We start from the raw sequence: 18022 nt of genomic DNA on the forward strand, positions 1-18022 counted from the left end.
ACCATGGTGGTTGATACATTCGCCGGAGACAAGGCCCGACCGGTTACGGCGGTCGCGTGCCGCCGCGCCGCCGCGCACGCAGCTGCGTCCTGGCGGCGAGGTCGCGCAGGCTCCGAGGAGGACCCCATCAGCACTCCACACGCGTCCACGGCATCCACTGCGTCCACTGCGGTTCCGCCCCCGCCGCCACTCCGCTTCGGCGTCAACTACACACCGCGCCACGGCTGGTTCCACTCCTGGCACGACTTCGATCCTGCGCACGCCCGTGAGGACCTGGCACAGATAGCCGCACTCGGCCTCGACCACGTCCGGGTCTTCCACCTCTGGCCGCTCCTCCAGCCCAACCGCACCCTCATCCGCACCACCGCAGTCGACCAGCTGGTGCACCTGGTCGACCTGGCGGCCGAGGCCGGTCTCGACGTCCTCGTGGACGGCGTACAGGGCCACCTGTCCAGCTTCGACTTCTACCCGGAGTGGACCCGCAGCTGGCACCACCGCAACGTGTTCTCCGACCCCGAGGCGATCGAGGCCCAGGCGGATCTGCTGCGGGCGCTCGGCCGCGCTCTCGACGGCCGCCCCAACCTCATCGGACTCCAGCTGGGCAACGAGCTCAACAACCTGGTCGAGCACAACCCGGTGACGGCGGGGGAAGTGGACCACTACCTCGACACGCTGCTCGCCGCCGCCCGGGAGGGCCTCGGCGGAGACCACCTGGTCACGCACTCCGCCTTCGACGCCGCCTGGTACGGCGACGACCACCCGTTCACTCCCGAGGCCTCGGCCCGCAAGGGCGACCTGACCACCGTCCACCCGTGGGTGTTCTCGGGCGACTGCGCCCGCCGTTACGGCCCCCGCTCCCCGCAGGTGCTGCATCTCGCCGAGTACGGCGTGGAGCTCGCCAAGGCGTACGCCCACGACCCGGCACGTGCGGTCTGGGTCCAGGAGACCGGAGCGCCCGAGCCGCACATCCCCGCGGCCGACGCCCCGGAGTTCGCCCGCGCGACCCTGCTGAACGCGGCCGGGTGCGCGGGGCTGTGGGGCGTGACCTGGTGGTGCTCCCACGACGTGGACCGCTCCCTGGCCGACTACCCCGAACTCGAGTACACCCTGGGCCTCTTCGACTCCACCGGCCGCTCCAAGCCGATCGCGAACGCCCTCGCCGACACCGTCGCGGAACTGCGCGCCAAGCCGCGCTCGACGCCTCCCCGGAGCACCGCTCTGGTGCTGGAGTGCACGCCGGCCACGCGGTCCGTGTCCGGACCGGGAGGCGGGTTCTTCGAGGCCTGGATGCGGCTGCGTGCGGAGGGCATACGCCCGGCGGTCGTACTGGCAGAGCGGGCCGAGGACACCGCGTACCTGACGGCACGGGGTGTCGCGGACGTCGTACGAGTGTCCTGACCGCGCGTGGGGCCGCGCGTGGGGCCGCGCGTATGGCGGGGTGCCGGCGCGGGGTTCATGGTCCGGCCAGCACCTCCGCCACGGCCCGCAGGTTCACGCGGCCGCGGCCGTACGAGCAGAGGGCGTCCCCCTCCTCCGGCATTCCGGTGGACACGCGTACCGCGTCCGGCCGTCCGGCCAGCAGGGCGTCCCGCACCGTCGCCTGCCAGGGGTGCAGCCCCGCGTCGTACGTGGCCACGACCAGGGGCACGCCCTCGGCGCGGCGCAGGACGGCGGCGACGAGGCCCGCGGGGTCGGTCGGCTGTCCGGTGACCGCCGTACCGCTGGCTGTGGGGTCCACGGAACGCAGCTCGGTCAGCAGGTCCTCGCCGCCCCAGTTGAGCGCGGGGTGCGGCGGCGGGAACAGGTCGACGACATGGGCACCCCTCGCGGGCGCCGGCACGAGGCGGCTCCGTACGGCCCGGCGCGCCGCCTCCAGTCCGGCTCCGCCGTCCCACCCGTGGACGGCGACCGCCGGAGTCGCGTACCGCTCGGCCAGCCGCCGCACCCGCCCCGCGGCCTCGCATACGCGCTCCTCCGACAACTCGCCGCTGCCCAGCGCATCCAGCACCGCGTTCCGGCAGGCGAGCGTGATCTGAAGATCCGGCACGGCGACGATGACCTGGTCGGCGCCCGCGGCCAGCGCGAGCCGCGCGCCCGCGGCCTCGCCATAGCGGTCGGCGATCGCCTTCATCTCCAGGGCGTCGCTGACCAGGACGCCGTCGAAACCGAGTTCGTCACGGAGCAGGCCGCTCAGAATGCGGGGGCTCAGGGTGGCGGGGCGGTCCGGGTCCAGCGCCGGGAAGACGACGTGGGCGCTCATCAGCATGGGCACGCCCGCCGCGACAGCTGTTCGGAAGGGGGCGAGGTCGAGTTCGTCGTACGGCCGTGGGTCGACGGCCGTCTCATGGTGGCTGTCGGTGGTGGTGCCGCCGTGGCCGGGGAAGTGCTTGGCGCAGGAGGCGACGCCGCGCGCCTCGGTGGCGGCGATCCAGGCGCGCAGATGGCGAGAGACCAGCTCGGGGTCGGCGCCGAAGGAGCGGGTACGCACGATCGGGTTGTCCGGATGGTGCTGCAGGTCGGCGACAGGGGCGTAGGAGGCGGTAATGCCGAGCGAGGCCAGGTGTCCGGCCAGAGCATCGGCGCAGCGGGCGGTGAGCCGGGGGTCGTCGGCGACACCGAGCGCCCAGGAGCCGGGGACGTCGGGCGCGCCCGCGCTCACCAGGTGGCCGATACCGCCGCCCTCGTTGTCTATGCCCACCAGCAGATCGGGGCGGACCGCCCGCAGCGCATCGGTGAGTTGGCGAACCTGTTCCGCGTCGCGCACGTTGCGGGTGAACAGGATGACCCCGCCCAGCCCGCGGTCGACGAGCCGCTTCAGGGTGTCGGGGACGGTCGTGGTGCCTTCGAAGCCCGCGACCAGGCAGCGGTGGGCGGCCTCGTCCAGGTCGGCGGGAAGAGCAGGGTCGGCGGGTGCGTGGACGGAGTGGGTCACCCCGGAGATGCTCTGGCTCATTCATCCGAAAGTCAAGAACAGGATGGATCATTGATTCACCACACCCGAAGCGCGCACACCGGGGTACGCCCGCGATTCACGGCGAAGCGGGGCGATCGAACATAGGATGGGCATCACTCGTACGGGTGCACACGGGCGCCGCGGCCGTCAGGCCGCGACGACGATCAGCTCCGAGTGGGAGACGTATGGCACAGGCCGCCGACGCAAGCCGGACCATCATCCTGACCGTGGACGACGACCCTGGTGTGTCGCGTTCCGTGGCCCGCGACCTGCGACGACGCTACGGCGAGTCGTACCGTGTCGTGCGCGCAGAGTCGGGGCAGTCCGCGCTCGACGCCCTGCGTGAGCTGAAGCTGCGCGGCGATCTGGTGGCCGTGATCCTGGCCGACTACCGCATGCCGCAGATGAACGGCATCGAGTTCCTGGAGCAGGCCCTCGACGTATACCCGGGAGCCCGCCGCGTGCTCCTGACCGCCTACGCGGACACCAACGCGGCCATCGACGCGATCAACGTCGTCGACCTCGATCACTACCTCCTCAAGCCCTGGGATCCGCCCGAGGAGAAGCTCTACCCCGTCCTGGACGACCTGCTGGAGACCTGGCGGCACACGGACCACCGGGCGGTGCCCATCACCAAGGTCGTCGGCCACCGCTGGTCGGCGCGCTCGTCGGAGGTACGGGAGTTCCTGGCACGCAACCAGGTGCCGTACCGCTGGTACTCGTCCGACGAGCCGGAAGGACGACGGCTGCTCTCCGCCGCCGGCGCGGACGGTCTGCGGCTCCCGCTCGTGATCACTCCGGACGGTACGCCGCTCACCGAGCCCGGGGACCAGGACCTCGCCGCCCAGGTCGGCCTGGCGACGACGCCGGCGGCCGACCTCTACGACCTCGTCATCATCGGCGGCGGGCCCGCCGGGCTGGGAGCCGCCGTGTACGGGGCGTCGGAGGGCCTGCGCACCGTCCTCGTGGAGCGCTCGGCGACCGGCGGCCAGGCGGGCCAGAGCTCCCGGATCGAGAACTACCTCGGCTTCCCGGACGGAGTGTCCGGGGCGCAGCTCACGGACCGGGCCCGGCGCCAGGCGGCGAAGTTCGGCGCGGAGATTCTGACCGCGCGCGAGGTCACCGCACTGGAGGTCAACGGAGGGTCACGCACCGTACGGTTCTCGGACGGCTCCGCGATCGCCGCGCACTCCGTGATCCTCGCGACGGGTGTGTCGTACCGGCAGCTGGACGCGCCCGGCGTGGCCGAGCTGACCGGATGCGGGGTGTTCTACGGCTCGTCACTGACCGAGGCCCCCGCATGCCAGGGCCATGACGTGTACATCGTCGGCGGCGCGAACTCCGCAGGACAGGCCGCCATGTACCTGGCCCGCGGCGCCAAGTCGGTCACCATCCTGGTGCGCGGGTCTTCCCTGACCGCTTCGATGTCGCACTACCTCGTACAGCAGGTCATGGACGCACCCACGATCTCAGTGCGCACCACCACGGTCGTCGAGGCAGCCCACGGCTCGGACCACCTGGAGCAGCTGACCCTGCGCGACACGACGACCGGGCACACCGAACTCGTCGACGCCCAGTGGCTGTTCGTGTTCATCGGCGCGGCCCCACTGACCGACTGGCTGGACGGCACGGTGCTCAGGGACTCCCGCGGCTTCATCCTGACCGGTCCAGATCTGACCCCCGACGGGCAGTCGCCGGTGGGCTGGGAGCTGGACCGGCTGCCGTACCACCTGGAGACGAACGTCCCCGGCGTGTTCGTGGCGGGCGACGCACGCGCCGAGTCCGCCAAGCGCGTCGCTTCCGCCGTCGGAGAGGGAGCCATGGCCGTCATGCTGGTGCACCGGTATCTGGAGCAGTCGTGAACGGGCAGCCGCTGCCGTGTAGCCAGGAGGAGCTCGGCTCCCTGTTCCTGTTCGAGAAACTGGCCCCGGACCAGCTCGCGCGGCTGTGCCGGGAAGGCCGCGTGGAGCGGTTCGAGCCCGGGCCCGTGTACACAGAAGGCGACCCGGCGACCTGCTTCTACGTACTGCTCCAGGGCACGGTCGTCCTCTCGCGCCGTGTCAGGTCCTACGACGTGGAGACCGGCCGGACCTCCACCCGCGGCGTGTACTCCGGGGCCTTCCAGGCATACCTCGGCGACCGGGTGCCGCAGGTGTACAACAGCTCCATGCGCGTCACCGAGCCCTCGCGGTTCTTCGTGCTGCCCGCGGACACGTTCGCCGCCGTCATGCGCGAATGGTTCCCCATGGCCGTACACCTGCTGGAAGGGCTCTTCTTCGGCACCAAGAACTCCCAGGAGGCCATCGGACAGCGAGAACGGCTCCTTGCTCTCGGCTCGCTCTCCGCCGGCCTGACCCATGAGCTGAACAATCCTGCCGCCGCGGCGGTGCGGGCCACGTCGGCGTTGCGGGAGCGGGTCGCCCACATGCGCCAGAAGCTCCGCGCCATCGCGAGCGGCCCGTATCAGCGAGCCAGCCTGGAAACGCTCATCGAGGTCCAGGAACGCACCGCCGAGCGGGTCGCCAAGACCAATACCCTCAGCCCGCTCGAGGCCTCGGACCGGGAGGACGCCATCTCCGACTGGCTGGACGACCACGGCATCGCGGGCGGATGGCAGCTCGCCCCGACGTTCGTCCAGGGTGGCCTCGACACCGACTGGCTTGACCAGGTCGCGGCAACCGTGGACGAGGGCACCCTCGAAGGCGCCGTGCGGTGGCTGAACTACACCGTCGAGACCGAGCTCCTCATGAACGAGATCGAGGACTCGACCACCCGCGTCTCCAGTCTCGTCAACGCGGCCAAGCAGTACTCCCAGCTCGACCGGGCGCCCTACCAGGTCGCCAACGTTCATGAACTGCTCGACAGCACCCTGCTGATGCTCTCCGGCAAGATCGGCCCCGATATCACCGTCGTCAGGGACTACGACTGCAACCTCCCCAAGATCCCGGCCTACCCCGGCGAGCTCAACCAGGTGTGGACAAACCTGATCGACAACGCGGTCTCCGCAATGCACAGCACGGACACCGACGCCCAAGGAACACTGACTGTCCGTACCGCACTCGATGGCGACCACGTCCTGGTGGAATTCGGGGACACCGGACCCGGTGTGCCCGAGGAGATCCGCGACCGCATCTTCGACCCGTTCTTCACCACCAAGCCGGTGGGCGAGGGCACCGGGCTCGGCCTGGACATCTCCTGGCGCATCGTCGTCAACAAACACAACGGAGACCTCCGGTTCGAGTCCGTCCCCGGCGACACCCGTTTCCAGGTACGCCTGCCCCTGACCACCGGGGGCCCCGACGCCCCACAGGAGCCCTCATGAGCACCCCATACGGAATCGACCCCTACGCCCCGCCGAGCGGCACCGGATGCGCCGAGTGCGAAGCCTCCGGTGGATGGTGGTTCCACCTGCGGCGATGCGCGCAGTGCGGCCACATCGGCTGCTGCGACTCCTCGCCGGCGAAGCATGCGACCGCCCATTTCCGGGCCACCGGACACCCGATGATCCGCAGCTTCGAACCGGGCGAAGGCTGGTTCTGGAACTACGAGACCTCCGAGATGTACGAATCCGGTCCGGAGTTGGCTCCGCCCGAATGCCACCCTGCCGATCAGCCCGCACCCGGCCCCGAGGGACGCGTACCGGCAAACTGGGCCGACAGTCTGGACTAGCCGCCACGCTCGTCCGACGGATCTGGCGCCGACGAGCACCGACGCGGATCAGGGCCTATAAGGGATCTGGATCTATGAGGACGGTCGGATCACGACCTATGAGGACAGTCGCGATCAGGACCCCTGAGGACGGCAGCGCGTCAGGAGTCGTCGGCACGTTTGCGGCGCATCCACCTGAGCAGGCCTCTCGACTGCTTGGCATCGGGCAGATCGCCCAGCGCTTCGCAGGCCGGACTCGCCCGCTGCTCCGGCGCTCGTGGAACAGGGATGCCTCCCCCTGACGCCGGCCGCGGCGCGGGCCGGTCCTCCCGGGCTTCGGCCAGGGCCCGTGAAAGGTTCGCACGCACCCACAGGATCTCGTCCGGGTCGTCCGCCGTCATGATCCGCTCGGTCAGCTGCGCCGCCGGGGAATCGGGCGCGCCGTGTCCCGGTGCTTGGGGCCGCAGACGGTTGAGGTAGGAGCGTTCGTAGGGATCCGGGACGATCTCGGCGATCTGGACCGGGTCGAGCAGCGAGGCCACGACCGCGGCACGCTCCCATGTGTCCTCTGTCCGGCGCAGGAACAATCCGGTGTAGCGGCCTCGCCAGTTGCGGGCGCGCACGTCGACGCCCTCCGCGAGCTGTTCCCGCAGCGCGGTGGACACACGGCCTCCGAGCAACGGGGCGTTGGCCTCTTCCCCTGCGAACTGCTCCAACTCCTGGGCGAGATACAGCCAGACGACCGCGCGATAGCGGTTGAGGTAGAACCTCACCGGCACCAGCAGCCCCAGGCGGGCCAGCTTGGTGAACCTGGCCGAGCTGATACCCATCAGCTCAGCCCCCTCGGTCGTGCCCACGACCCTGATCTGCTGCCGCAGTGAGTCGGGAAACCCTTCGGCGGTGCGCACGCGCTCGAGCTCCTCCACGGTGACGCGGCGGCGCCCGCCGGCTTCGTCCGGCACGGTGCGGATACGCCCCAGCAGTACTGCCAGGTCGAACTCGCTCCTCTTCAAGCCGAGTTCGCGGGCCGCGCGACTCTGCGCAACCGGCGGCCGGTCACTGTGCGCAGGGCCCTGAGCGCCCGCGGCCGTCGTCAGCGTGTTGCCTGTCATGTCGGTTCTCCCCCGTGAGACGTGGCTGGTGACTGCTTCCGGGGAAAACCGTAGCCCGACGCCCGCACTCTGCGCCGATCCTGTGGATAACTCTGACGGCAAGCACGTATGCCCAGGTCAGAGGCCGTTTCCAGGGGAGCCATCCGGGCGCCGTTCGTCCACGCCGAGGTGCTCTCCGACGCGGCTCACGAGCAGCGTCATCTCGTAGGCGACCTGGCCGATGTCGGCCTCAGCGGATGTCAGCACGCACAGGCAGCTGCCGTCACCGGCCGCCGTGACGAAGAGCACCGCCTCATCGAACTCGATCATCGTCTGGCGCACGCCTCCCGCCCCGAAGTGGCGGCCCGACCCCTTGGCCAGACTGTGCAACCCCGATGAGACAGCCGCCAGATGCTCGGCGTCCTCCCGCCGGAGGCCGGTGCTCGAACCCGTGACGAGCCCGTCGCTGGAGAGCACCAGCGCATGGTGTACCGAGTCGACCCGGTTGGTCAGGTCGTCGAGCAGCCAGGCGAGTTCCCCGTTCCGCGCCATGATCCGTCTCCCCGTTCCCGATGCGGTCGCCTCCGGTCCGGAGGATCCGAATCGTCAGCCTTCCCCACCGCCGGGTCCCGGGCAAGCAGGATGGAGGCATGGCACAGAAGATGACCGATGATGAATGGCGGGCCTTCGTCTCGCAGGGCACCCGCACAGGCAAACTGTCGACCGTCCGGGCCGACGGCGGTCCGCACGTGACGCCGATCTGGTTTCTGCTGGACGGAGACGATCTGGTGTTCAACACCGGGCGGGAGTCGGTGAAGGGACGGAATCTGGCACGCGACGGAAGGGTGGCGCTGTGCGTGGACGACGACCGTCCGCCGTACGCCTTCGTCATACTGCGCGGACATGCGGAACTGTCCGAGGACCTCGACGAGGTGCGTCACTGGGCGACGCGGATCGGCGCGCGCTACATGGGGGAGGACAGGGCCGAGGAGTTCGGAGCGCGCAACGGCGTGCCGGGCGAGCTTCTGGTACGGATGAGGATCCATCAGGTCGTCGCCCTGGCCGGGGTCGCCGACTGATCAGTCCCGACGTCAGGATCCCTGGACGCCAGGATCAATCACTCACCTCACGGTCGGCCGTCGTCACCCGACCGAGTCGAGCAGCCGGGCGGTGTGCATCCGCCCGGCGTACTCGACCAGCCGGATCAGCACCTCCTTTCCGGAGTCGCGGTCGCGGGCGTCGCACAGCACCACCGGCGTGCCCCGGTCGAGGTCGAGGGCGCGTGACACGTCCGTGGCACCGTAGGTGCGCGCGCCCGGGAAGCAGTTCACTGCCACCACGAACGGGATGCGCCGGTGCTCGAAGTAGTCGACGGCGGGGAAGCAGTCCTCGAGCCGCCGGGTGTCCGCCAGCACGACAGCGCCGAGCGAGCCCTGCGACAACTCGTCCCACAGGAACCAGAAGCGGTCCTGACCCGGTGTGCCGAAGAGGTAGAGCGACAGGCCCGACCTGATGGTGATACGGCCGAAGTCCATGGCGACGGTCGTCGTGGTCTTCTGGTCCACGCCCTCGGTGTCGTCGACCGACTGGCCGGCCTCGCTCAGCTGTTCCTCGGTACGCAGCGGACGTATCTCGCTGACCGCGCCGACCAGGGTGGTCTTGCCCACCCCGAATCCGCCCGCGACCAGAATCTTCAACGCCATCGGGGCCGTCGTGCCGCCACCCGCGGACTCAGAGCGCTCGGAGCCCATTGATTACCTCCCTGAGGATCTTTTCGTCGGGGAGCTGGGCGGGCGGCACGGGTCGGCTGACCGTGACGCAGCCCAGCTCCAGGAGGTCGCCGAGCAGCACCCTGACCACGCCCACGGGCAGATCGGCACCGGCGGCCAGTTCCGCGACCGACTGGGTGTCGATGCGGCACAGTTCGATCAGCGCACGGTGCTCCGGCCCGAGAGCCGTTTCGTCATAGCGCGGCGCGTTCTCGTCGAGCGTGATGAGCGCGATGAGGTCGAAGTACGCCCCTGCCGGGCCCGGCTGGGTCCGGCCGCCCGTCATCGCGTACGGGCGGACGAGAGGCCCCGCCTCGTTGTCGTACCACCGGCCGCCCGGCATCCCCGGGCCGACGGGCCTGTCCTCGGTCATGTGCGTCGCCGCCCTCGGTCATCCGCCGGCCGGCGGGCGCGCGGGCACGCGCGCGGGAGTGTGCAGATGCTCGCCCACCCGCTTCACCAGCCGGGCCATCTCGTACGCCACGAGACCGATGTCGGCCGTCGCGGCGGTGAGAACGGCGAGGCAGGAGCCGCTGCCCGCGGCGGCGACGAACAGGAAGCCGTCGTCCATCTCCACCATGGTCTGGCGTACTCCGCCGATGCCGAACTGGCGGCCCGCGCCCTTGGCGAGGCTGTGGAAGCCCGAGGCCACGGCGGCCAGATGCTCGGCGTCCTCGCGGGTGAGGGCGCTCGAGGCGCCGACGGCCAGCCCGTCGTTCGACAGCACCACGGCATGCCGGACTTCGGCGGCGCGAAGCACCAAGTCGTCAAGCAGCCAGTCCAGTTCACCGGATCGCTGGGCGGCCCCCGTGCTCGGGTCCTGGATCATGCGTGGTCTCCTTCGCTGCTGTCTGCGCCCGGCCCGGAGCCGGGTCTGCGGGGAGCGGAGCCGGTGCCGGGCGGCCGGCCGCCGCCGCGCGCCCAGCCGTCGCGGTACGCCGCCATGCGCTGACGCACCTGCTCCGGACTGCGCTCGTGGTTGTCCTGGGGGCTCGTGGCCGGTGCCGGTTCCTCGGCGCGGTGTTCGCGCAGCTGGGGGGCGAGGCTCGCCTGGCGTATGCGGCGAGGCAGCCCGTCCGACCCGTGTGCGTCCGAGTCGTCCCCAGAGGGCTGCCGATGGAGGCGGAGGGTTGCGACGCCCGGTGGAGGCGCCGGTTCTGAGGGGATGTCGGACGCCTCCACGGCGGCCTGCACCGGTGCGACGAGCGCGGGGCGGCGCGCGCGGTCGCCTGGGACGGAGCTGTGGTCGCCATGCTGCAGGCCCGGCTGTTCCTGCACGCGCGCGTAGTGCCGCTCCTCGCCCGCCGCCGTGTCCGCCGTGAGGGCTGTGGGTGGTTCGGCCGCGCCGGTGTGCAGCAGTGCCGTGGGCAGCAGAACGACCGCGGTGGTGCCTCCGTACGGAGACGTACGCAGGTGCACTTTGATGCCGTGGCGGGCCGAGAGCCTGCTGACGACGAAGAGCCCGAGCCGGTCGCTGTCGAACAGGTCGAGCGCCTCGGACTGTGCGATGCGCTGGTTGGCCTGGTCGAGGGTCTCCTTGCCCATGCCGAGCCCGCGGTCCTCGATCTCCAGGGCGTAGCCGTTGCCGACGGGCTCGCCGTTGATCCGCACCTTGGTGTGGGGCGGCGAGAACTGGGCGGCGTTCTCCACGAGTTCGGCGAGGAGATGGGTGAGGTCGGCGACCGCGGAACCGATCACGGAGGCGTCGGGGAGGTGTCGTACCTCCACGCGCGCGTAGTCCTCGATTTCGGAGACCGCCGCGCGCACCACGTTCGTCAGCGAGACGGGCATCCGCCAGGCGCGGCCGGGTGCGGATCCCGAGAGGATGATCAGGCTCTCCGCGTGCCGCCGCATACGGGTGGTCAGGTGATCGAGGCGGAAAAGGTCACTCAGCTCGTTCGGGTCCTCGGCCCTGCGCTCCATGCTGTCGAGGAGGTTGAGCTGGCGGTGGACGAGGACCTGGCTCCGGCGGGCGAGGTTGACGAAAACACCGGAGATGCCGCTGGCGAGTTCCGCGCGTTCGACCGCGGCGCGCAGTGCGGCCCGGTGCACCGTGCTGAGGGCTTCGGAGACCTGACCGACCTCGTCCTCGGCGGGCGGCCCCGGCGGGGCCTCGGCGCGGATGTCGATCTCCTCGCCGGAGCGGAGCCGCCGCATGGCGTGCGGGAGTTTGCGGCGGGCGATCTCCAGCGCGCTGTTGCGCAGGCTGACGAGTTCGACGACGAGGCCGCGTCCGATGCGTACGGAGATCACGAGGGAGGCTGCCACCGCTGCGAGCCCGAGGAGGACGGCGGCGCCTGCCGACGTGAGCAGGCCACGGGTGAACGGATCGGCCCTGTCCGCGGCCCAGCCCGCCGCATCCGACTGGATGGTGAGCAGCTCGCCCTGCACGGTCGCGTGCGCCGGATCCCACGCTGCCGCCGGGGCGGCTTCTGCCGCCTTGCGGCCGGCCGGCGCACGAAGGACCTTGTCCTCGACGGCGGTCATCGCGGCGTAGGCGCTGCCGTCCGCAAGGTCGCGCCAAGCGGCCCGGTCGGGTCCGCGCAGATCCGCGGCCGCCGAGTCGGTCAGGGTCCGCCTGGTGTCGACAGCGCCGGTGAACAGCCGCAGCCGCTCACCGTCGAGGGAGCCGGTGAGACGCGCGCTGGACAGCAGCGCGTCCTCGCGTGCCAGCATCTCGCCGGCCTGGGAGAACTCGAGCAGCACGCGTGCGTCGGAGCCCAGTTCTGCGTCCTGGATTCCGGTGAGGGAGCCGCCGACCCCGAAGGCGTTGGAGATGGTCTCTGTGTACTGCTCGTACGTCTCAGCCCAGCCCGCCCTGCGCTCCACCACCGCGGTGCGCAGGGTGCGCAGGCGCTCGGCGCCGTCGACAAAGCTGCTGAGACGTTCCGCCACACCGGTGGGCAGGTCGGCGCCGTCGGCGACTGTGTGCCCTTTGCCGAGTCGGAGCTTCGCCACGGCTCGGTCTGTCCGTCCGGCGAGTTTCCTCAGCTCGACCTCGCGTCCGGCGGAGGGTTGGGTTGCGTACCGGGCAGCAGCGGATCGTTCCACCTGGAGGGCGGCGACCGCGTCGGCGACCGGGGCACGGACCTCGGCGTCGACGCGCTGCAACTGGCGCAGTCGCGCGACGTCCTGGGCGGTGCTGACGGTGGCGTGTGCCCACAGGGCCAGCAGGGACATGACCGGCACCATGAGCAGGCAGACGATCTTCGCTCGTACTGTGCGGGGCCGCATCCGCCATCCCGCGCGCGCGGGAGGCGAGGGGGCCTGAGGTGATGCCTCGACGCCCGCGTTCATGTCGGGGTGCTCGTCTGCGGGTGGTCCGGCGTGGGCGCGGCGGCCCCGGGCCGGGGGCGCGGAACGGGGCGGTGCGCCGGTCGTCTGGTTCCTTCGGGGTGTGCGCATGGCCTCCTCGCTCGTCAGGGTTCGGGGCGTGCCTGCCGGACCGTCGCCGGCCCGGACCGCCGCTATCGGGCGAGGCTCTCGACCGGCCGCTGGGCCGACGCGGAGGCCTCGCGCTCCCCCGCGGTGGGAGACAGCGCGACAAACGCCGAGGTCAGGAACAGGTAGGAACCGAGGCCCACGGCGAGGGGGAAGATGAACTGCATGACCGTGGCCCCGGGCAGTGCGGAGCTGGAGGGGGCGACCTGCACGCTCACCGCCATCATTCCGGTGTAGTGCATGCTGCTCACGGCCCCGCCCATGACGAGGGAGGCCACGGCGACTGCGATGGGCGACTTGATGTTGAGCGCCGCCCAGAGTGCCGCGGTCGCCGCGACGACGGCGATCGCGACGGAGAGCCCGACGAGCAGCGGGTCGTAGTTCACATCGCCGTGCAGCCGCAGGGCCGCCATGCCGAGGTAGTGCATGCTCGCGACGCCGAGTCCGGTCGTCAGGCCGCCCAGTACGAGCGCCCGGCCACGGTCACGGCTGTATCCGACGGCGAAGACGCCCGCGCCGACGACGATCATCGCGACGATCAGGCTGAGGATGGTCAGCGGCACGTTGTAGCGGATCTCCGTGCCGCTGACGCTGAAGCCGAGCATCGCCACGAAGTGCATCGTCCAGATCCCGGTACCGATGGCAGATGCGGCGGTGATGAGCCAGTTGCGGCGTGAGCGTCCGGTGGCGGCGAGCGCGCGAACGGTGCAGCGCAGCCCGAGGGCGGCGCCGATACACGCCATCACGTATGACAGCACGGGGGTAAGCCAGCCGAAGGCGGCGTGGTCCAGGTGTCCCATGACCCAGGGACGCTAGCCCCGGCCCGGGCGCACAACGGGCGCACAGTTCGAAAGGTGTTGGAATATGACAGAGAGATGTACCTGAACGATCGCGTCACGCTCGAACATGTGCATGGTCCAGGCGTGCGCGGCGGTGGAGGATCATGGGTGCATGAGCGATGACCACACACGCGTTCAGGAGTTCTTCACGGCCCGCGCGGCCGACTGGGACGCGCGTTTCCCCGACGACGGTCCCGCCTATCGCGCCGCCGTCGGAGAACTCGGACTGCGCCCGGGTGACCGTGTTCTCGACGCGGGATGCGGCACAGGACGCGCACTGCCCGCGCTCCGGGACGCCGTGGGGCCGACCGGGGTGGTGCTCGGCGCCGACGTGACTCCGGCCATGCTGGAGGCCGCCGTACGGGCAGGCCGGGACCGTGCCGGGCGCCTTCTCCTCGCCGACGTCGCACGGCTGCCCCTGAAGGCGGAGTCGCTCGACGCCGTGTTCGCGGCCGGCCTGATCGCGCATCTGCCGGAACCGGCCGAGAATCTCCGGGAGTTGGCGCGGGTGGTGCGCCCCGGCGGTCTGCTCGCGCTTTTCCACCCCATCGGGCGGGCGGCTCTGGCCGCGCGGCAGGGCCGCCGGATCACGCCGGACGACCTGCGGGCCGAGAACAATCTCCGCCCGCTGCTGGCCGGCTCGGGCTGGCACATGACGTCGTACGCCGACGAGGACGCCCGCTTCCTGGCGCTGGCCGTGCGCAGGGCGTGAGAGCGCGAGGACAGAAACCCCCGGCCCGTCGGCCGAGCGCCGAGCGTCTGCGATGATCGCGCGGATCGGCAGCCTGGACCTCTTCTGCCGCCCGGCTGCGGCCTTTACGTTGAGCAGCACATATGAGCGACCTATGGTGGCGGTCCGACAGGGGGAAGGTGGCCACATGTTTGACAGGCTCCGGAAGTTCTTACGCGGCCAGGCGGCAGAACCGGTGCAGAAACGTACGCACAACGTCTTCGAAGCGGCGGCCGTCTACGTCTCGGCATGTGCCGAGGACGATCAGGACCAGATCGACGAGGCGGCTGCCTGGGTGTCGCCGGAGGCCCTGTCCTTCGGCGTCAGAGAACTCGCGTGCCGCGCGGTCATCGCGCTCGCCCGGGAGCGTGACGAATCCCCTGAGGCCGTCGCTCGTACGCTCCTCGGCCTGCCTGCCGCCTGACATCGGTGTGGGTGGGGTCCGGGCACACCAGAGCGGCACTCACGGAGATGCCCGTCTCGGCGGCGTGCGCGAGCCGTTCACGCACCTCGCGAACAGTGCGCGGACGGTAGCCCGGGCCGCAGCCGCAGCAGGACTGGCGGAAGCGGACACCTGATATGAGGACGGCAGTCAGGGCTCGCCATGCCCCGGTGTCCCGGCGCTTGGGCACGGCGAGCGCCGTACCCGCGTTCAGCAACTGGCCGCCGCACCGCGGGCAGATGTCGACCCGCACGCGCGCGTGGTCGGGCGCCTTCTTGAAGGACACGCGGCACGGCAGGCAGACGAAGTGCGTACGGGATCCGGACATGTCCGTGATCGTAGGCGCCGACTGGCGTCGACCACGATCGAATTCCTGTCCATAGGCCCTCGACGAGTTCCTCGGCGAATGGTTAGGGTGCGCCGACGAACGAAGCGATGGGGAGGCTGGGATGGCCGGGACGGACGAGGCCGTCGCCGCTGCCGGGGACGACGCGCTGTACGTGCTGACCGCGGTGCTGCTCACGCCCGCTCAGTTCCCGAGCGTGCTGGGCGACGACTACCCGGAGGCGTGCGGGGCACTGGGCCTCGCGCCACTCGCCGACGGCTACGGCCTGGTGCTCGGTCAGGACGGCGAGGGTGCGCGCTGGACGGTGGTCGTCGACGACGTGTCCCTGGTCGCCGTCGCGATCGCGTCCTGGGACTGCGGCATGGAGTACGACCTGTCCCCCGACGAGCGCTCCGTGGTGGCGGCTCTGCCGGGCTGGCCCCTCGCGGTCGCGGTCGCCGCGCCCGGCGTGCCCGCTCCGCACGATCCCGAGCCGGACCCCGGACTGGCCGACCGGCCGCCGCTCTCACCGCCCGACACCAGCACCTGGGGTCCGGCGCAACGACGGCTCGGAGCGGACGAGATAGCGCTCCAATGGGCGGCCTGGCGGGAGCAGATCGACGACGCCGACTTCGCGCCACCCAGCGCGCCGGTCGGCGACGACGACAGCGACGAGGCGCCTGCCGGGGCAGACGGCCAGGAGGACGGCGCGCACAAGGCACACAGCGGCATCCGGCGGGTCCTCGCGGAGGCGCGTGCCTACGTGGACACTCCGCCGCCCCTGGGACGCGTGCGTTCCTCCTTCGCGTCAGGCGATGCGCGCACGCTGCGTGCCGACGGCCCGGGCTGGTCCTTGGTCGCCCGGACCGACGACATCGCCTTCGTACTGCTCGACGACGAGCCCGGAGAGGTGCTTCCGGTCGGCCGCGGACCTGAGCTTCCCGGACTTCTCGAGGCGCTCGACAAGATGGCGGTACGTCCCTCCTGAGGCACACCGGGATACGCGTCCCACACATAACGCCCCTGGCCTATAGAGCCCGAACCCATAGCTGCCCTCTGACGACGACAGCACGATGAGGCCGCCCACCCGCTGCTTCTTCATGCCGTGCCACGGAGGCTCTCATGCGTGTGTCCAGAGGTGTTCCGCTGCTCGCCGCCGCTCTGCTGGCGGTGGTCGCCACGGGCCCGGCCGCCGCCGGGTCAGCGGCCGACCGCCCGTCGGATCCCGGCGGTGCTCACTGCGACAGGCAGGAACACGTCCGGGTCCCGGGCGCCGAACACCAGCAGCTCGCCTGCCTGCCGGACCTGACGACGGCCGCCCTCGCCGGAACCCCGTACACGGACACGGCAGACCAGGCCGGCCTCACCGCGGCGGGCACCCGCAACCCGTCCGGGGTGCCCGGTCTGCAGATCGACGGGTACTTCCCCGACACCTCGCACTCCAACGCAACGCACGGCTGGCAGCACGACGCGCAGTTCGTGATCCGCCTCCCCGACCGCTGGAACGGGGGTCTCGTGGTGACGGGCGCGCCCGGCACCCGCAAGCAGTACGCGACCGACAAGGCCGTCTCCGACCATGTGCTGTCCCTGGGATACGCATACGCCGCCACCGACAAGGGCAACAGCGGGCCCGACTTCTACCGCGACGGCAGCCGCCCGGGCGACGCCGTCGCCGAATGGAACACACGCACCACCCAGCTCACGCGCGCCGCACGGCAGGCGGTGGCGAAGCGCTACGGGCAGGCCCCGCGGCGCACCTATATGACCGGGATCTCCAACGGCGGCTACCTGACGCGCTGGCAGCTCGAGAACCACCCGGAGCTGTACGACGGCGGCATCGACTGGGAGGGCGCACTCTGGACGGCGGACGGCCCCAATCTGCTCACCTCGCTGCCCACGACGGTGGCCCGGAGCCTCGGGAAGGCGGGGGACGAGGATCTGTACGCCGTGGGCTTCTCGCGCGGTTCCGAGTTTCTGTGGCCGTATCACGAGAAGGCGTACTGGGGGGTGACGCAGAAGATCTACCGTGCCGAGTTCGACCCGGCGTACGACCCTGAGTGCCCGGGCTCCTCGGCCGGTTCGACACCGCAGGAGATCCTGGCGCCGTGCGCCTCCGACGCGGCGTACGACTACGCGTCGCGCCCCGCTTCCGTCCACCGTGCCGTCGCCCGCGTGGCGCTGACCGGCCGGATCGGCAAGCCTCTGATCACGCTGCACGGCGATCTCGACGCGCTGCTGCCGAAAGCCGCCGACTCCGACGTCTACGCCCGGATGATCGACAAGAGCGGCCGTGACGGTCTGCACCGCTACTACACCGTCGAAGGCGGCACGCACACCGACGGCCTGTACGACACGTATCCGGACCGGCTGCGGCCCATCCTGCCGTGCTACCGGGCGGCCTTCGGCGCGCTCACCGCGTGGGTCGAGGACGGCTCCACGCCGCCCGCGGACCGTACCGTCGGCAGGCCCGCGAGCGGCGATGTCGTCAACTCCTGCGATCTGTAGGCCGGTCCTGCGATGTGCAGGGCAGTTCGACCGGCAGCGGCCGTGTCAGCGGCCGAGCTCCTTGCGTGTGACACGGCGCAGCCTGCGCCGCTGCGAGGGGTCGAGGGCCAGATACGCCGCTGCCGGCACCCCGAGCATGATCAGGAAGGCGGCCCACCAGGGCAGCCAGATCAGCAGGATGAGCCCGGCCGCCACACCTCCTGCGGCGATCTTCGCGTTCTTCGACATGTGTCGCCTCCTTCGCGGCTGCTGCCGCTCTCTGCCTTGAGAACGGCCTGG

Annotated in this window: 18 protein-coding genes; 9 read left to right on the forward strand and 9 right to left on the reverse strand. The window is 70.9% G+C overall.

What is annotated here, in order from left to right; all coding sequences use genetic code 11:
- The first annotated feature begins 3 nt into the window (after nt 1-3).
- Nucleotides 4-1398, forward strand: coding sequence for a glycoside hydrolase 5 family protein (locus ACSMXV_RS04855; RefSeq protein ID WP_473176464.1), 1395 nt, complete (start codon nt 4-6; stop codon nt 1396-1398).
- Nucleotides 1399-1453: 55 nt separating this feature from the next.
- Here ACSMXV_RS04855 and ACSMXV_RS04860 read toward each other — a convergent pair whose 3' ends face one another.
- Nucleotides 1454-2953 (reverse strand): glycoside hydrolase family 3 N-terminal domain-containing protein, encoded by a 1500-nt coding sequence (locus ACSMXV_RS04860; protein ID WP_473176465.1) that lies wholly within the window; start codon nt 2951-2953, stop codon nt 1454-1456.
- Nucleotides 2954-3138: 185 nt separating this feature from the next.
- Between ACSMXV_RS04860 and ACSMXV_RS04865 the strand changes: the two genes are divergently transcribed.
- The 3 genes from ACSMXV_RS04865 to ACSMXV_RS04875 are packed head-to-tail and all read left to right on the forward strand — an operon-like array spanning nt 3139 to nt 6622.
- Nucleotides 3139-4815: an NAD(P)/FAD-dependent oxidoreductase gene (locus ACSMXV_RS04865; RefSeq protein WP_473176466.1), complete on the forward strand. Its 1677-nt coding sequence runs from the start codon at nt 3139-3141 to the stop codon at nt 4813-4815.
- Nucleotides 4812-6275: an ATP-binding protein gene (locus tag ACSMXV_RS04870; protein ID WP_473176467.1), complete on the forward strand. Its 1464-nt coding sequence runs from the start codon at nt 4812-4814 to the stop codon at nt 6273-6275. Before ACSMXV_RS04865 ends, ACSMXV_RS04870 begins: the two co-directional genes overlap by 4 nt.
- Entirely contained in the window at nt 6272-6622 is a 351-nt protein-coding gene (locus ACSMXV_RS04875; RefSeq protein WP_181864157.1) for a UBP-type zinc finger domain-containing protein, read from the forward strand. The genes ACSMXV_RS04870 and ACSMXV_RS04875 overlap by 4 nt, the downstream gene beginning before the upstream one ends.
- Before the next feature lie 140 nt (nt 6623-6762).
- Here the strand turns inward: ACSMXV_RS04875 and ACSMXV_RS04880 are convergent, their stop codons facing one another.
- Entirely contained in the window at nt 6763-7713 is a 951-nt protein-coding gene (locus tag ACSMXV_RS04880) for a DUF6397 family protein (protein WP_473176468.1), read from the reverse strand.
- Nucleotides 7714-7830: 117 nt separating this feature from the next.
- Nucleotides 7831-8244: a roadblock/LC7 domain-containing protein gene (locus tag ACSMXV_RS04885; protein WP_473176469.1), complete on the reverse strand. Its 414-nt coding sequence runs from the start codon at nt 8242-8244 to the stop codon at nt 7831-7833.
- A 98-nt stretch (nt 8245-8342) separates the two neighbouring features.
- Between ACSMXV_RS04885 and ACSMXV_RS04890 the strand changes: the two genes are divergently transcribed.
- Nucleotides 8343-8771: a PPOX class F420-dependent oxidoreductase gene (locus ACSMXV_RS04890; RefSeq protein ID WP_473176470.1), complete on the forward strand. Its 429-nt coding sequence runs from the start codon at nt 8343-8345 to the stop codon at nt 8769-8771.
- Nucleotides 8772-8834: 63 nt separating this feature from the next.
- On the opposite strand, the gene ACSMXV_RS04895 is transcribed toward ACSMXV_RS04890, so the two are convergent.
- The 5 genes from ACSMXV_RS04895 to ACSMXV_RS04915 form a co-directional block, all read right to left on the reverse strand.
- Nucleotides 8835-9443 (reverse strand): GTP-binding protein, encoded by a 609-nt coding sequence (locus ACSMXV_RS04895; protein ID WP_473176471.1) that lies wholly within the window; start codon nt 9441-9443, stop codon nt 8835-8837.
- Entirely contained in the window at nt 9424-9834 is a 411-nt protein-coding gene (locus ACSMXV_RS04900; RefSeq protein WP_473176472.1) for a DUF742 domain-containing protein, read from the reverse strand. Before ACSMXV_RS04900 ends, ACSMXV_RS04895 begins: the two co-directional genes overlap by 20 nt.
- Nucleotides 9835-9852: 18 nt before the next feature.
- Nucleotides 9853-10290: a roadblock/LC7 domain-containing protein gene (locus ACSMXV_RS04905; protein WP_473176473.1), complete on the reverse strand. Its 438-nt coding sequence runs from the start codon at nt 10288-10290 to the stop codon at nt 9853-9855.
- The gene (locus ACSMXV_RS04910; RefSeq protein ID WP_473176474.1) at nt 10287-12866 is read right to left on the reverse strand and encodes a sensor histidine kinase; all 2580 of its coding nucleotides are present in this window, start codon (nt 12864-12866) and stop codon (nt 10287-10289) included. Before ACSMXV_RS04910 ends, ACSMXV_RS04905 begins: the two co-directional genes overlap by 4 nt.
- A 62-nt stretch (nt 12867-12928) precedes the next feature.
- Nucleotides 12929-13702, reverse strand: coding sequence for an MHYT domain-containing protein (locus ACSMXV_RS04915; RefSeq protein ID WP_473176475.1), 774 nt, complete (start codon nt 13700-13702; stop codon nt 12929-12931).
- 151 nt (nt 13703-13853) lie between these two features.
- On the opposite strand from ACSMXV_RS04915, the gene ACSMXV_RS04920 reads away from it, so the two are divergent.
- The 4 genes from ACSMXV_RS04920 to ACSMXV_RS04935 all read left to right on the forward strand — a co-directional run bounded on the left by ACSMXV_RS04920 (nt 13854) and on the right by ACSMXV_RS04935 (nt 17743).
- Nucleotides 13854-14453 carry a class I SAM-dependent methyltransferase gene (locus tag ACSMXV_RS04920; protein WP_473176476.1) on the forward strand — a complete coding sequence of 200 codons (600 nt, stop codon included), beginning with the start codon at nt 13854-13856 and terminating at the stop codon, nt 14451-14453.
- Between the two features lie 166 nt (nt 14454-14619).
- Nucleotides 14620-14895, forward strand: coding sequence for a hypothetical protein (locus ACSMXV_RS04925; RefSeq protein WP_473176477.1), 276 nt, complete (start codon nt 14620-14622; stop codon nt 14893-14895).
- Nucleotides 14896-15362: 467 nt separating this feature from the next.
- Nucleotides 15363-16226, forward strand: coding sequence for a hypothetical protein (locus tag ACSMXV_RS04930; protein ID WP_473176478.1), 864 nt, complete (start codon nt 15363-15365; stop codon nt 16224-16226).
- A 134-nt stretch (nt 16227-16360) separates the two neighbouring features.
- Entirely contained in the window at nt 16361-17743 is a 1383-nt protein-coding gene (locus ACSMXV_RS04935) for a tannase/feruloyl esterase family alpha/beta hydrolase (RefSeq protein ID WP_473176479.1), read from the forward strand.
- Nucleotides 17744-17788: 45 nt separating this feature from the next.
- Here ACSMXV_RS04935 and ACSMXV_RS04940 read toward each other — a convergent pair whose 3' ends face one another.
- Nucleotides 17789-17971 (reverse strand): hypothetical protein, encoded by a 183-nt coding sequence (locus tag ACSMXV_RS04940; protein ID WP_473176480.1) that lies wholly within the window; start codon nt 17969-17971, stop codon nt 17789-17791.
- Nucleotides 17972-18022 lie beyond the last annotated feature (51 nt).

Source organism: Streptomyces sp. DSM 42067 (genome assembly GCF_055792885.1).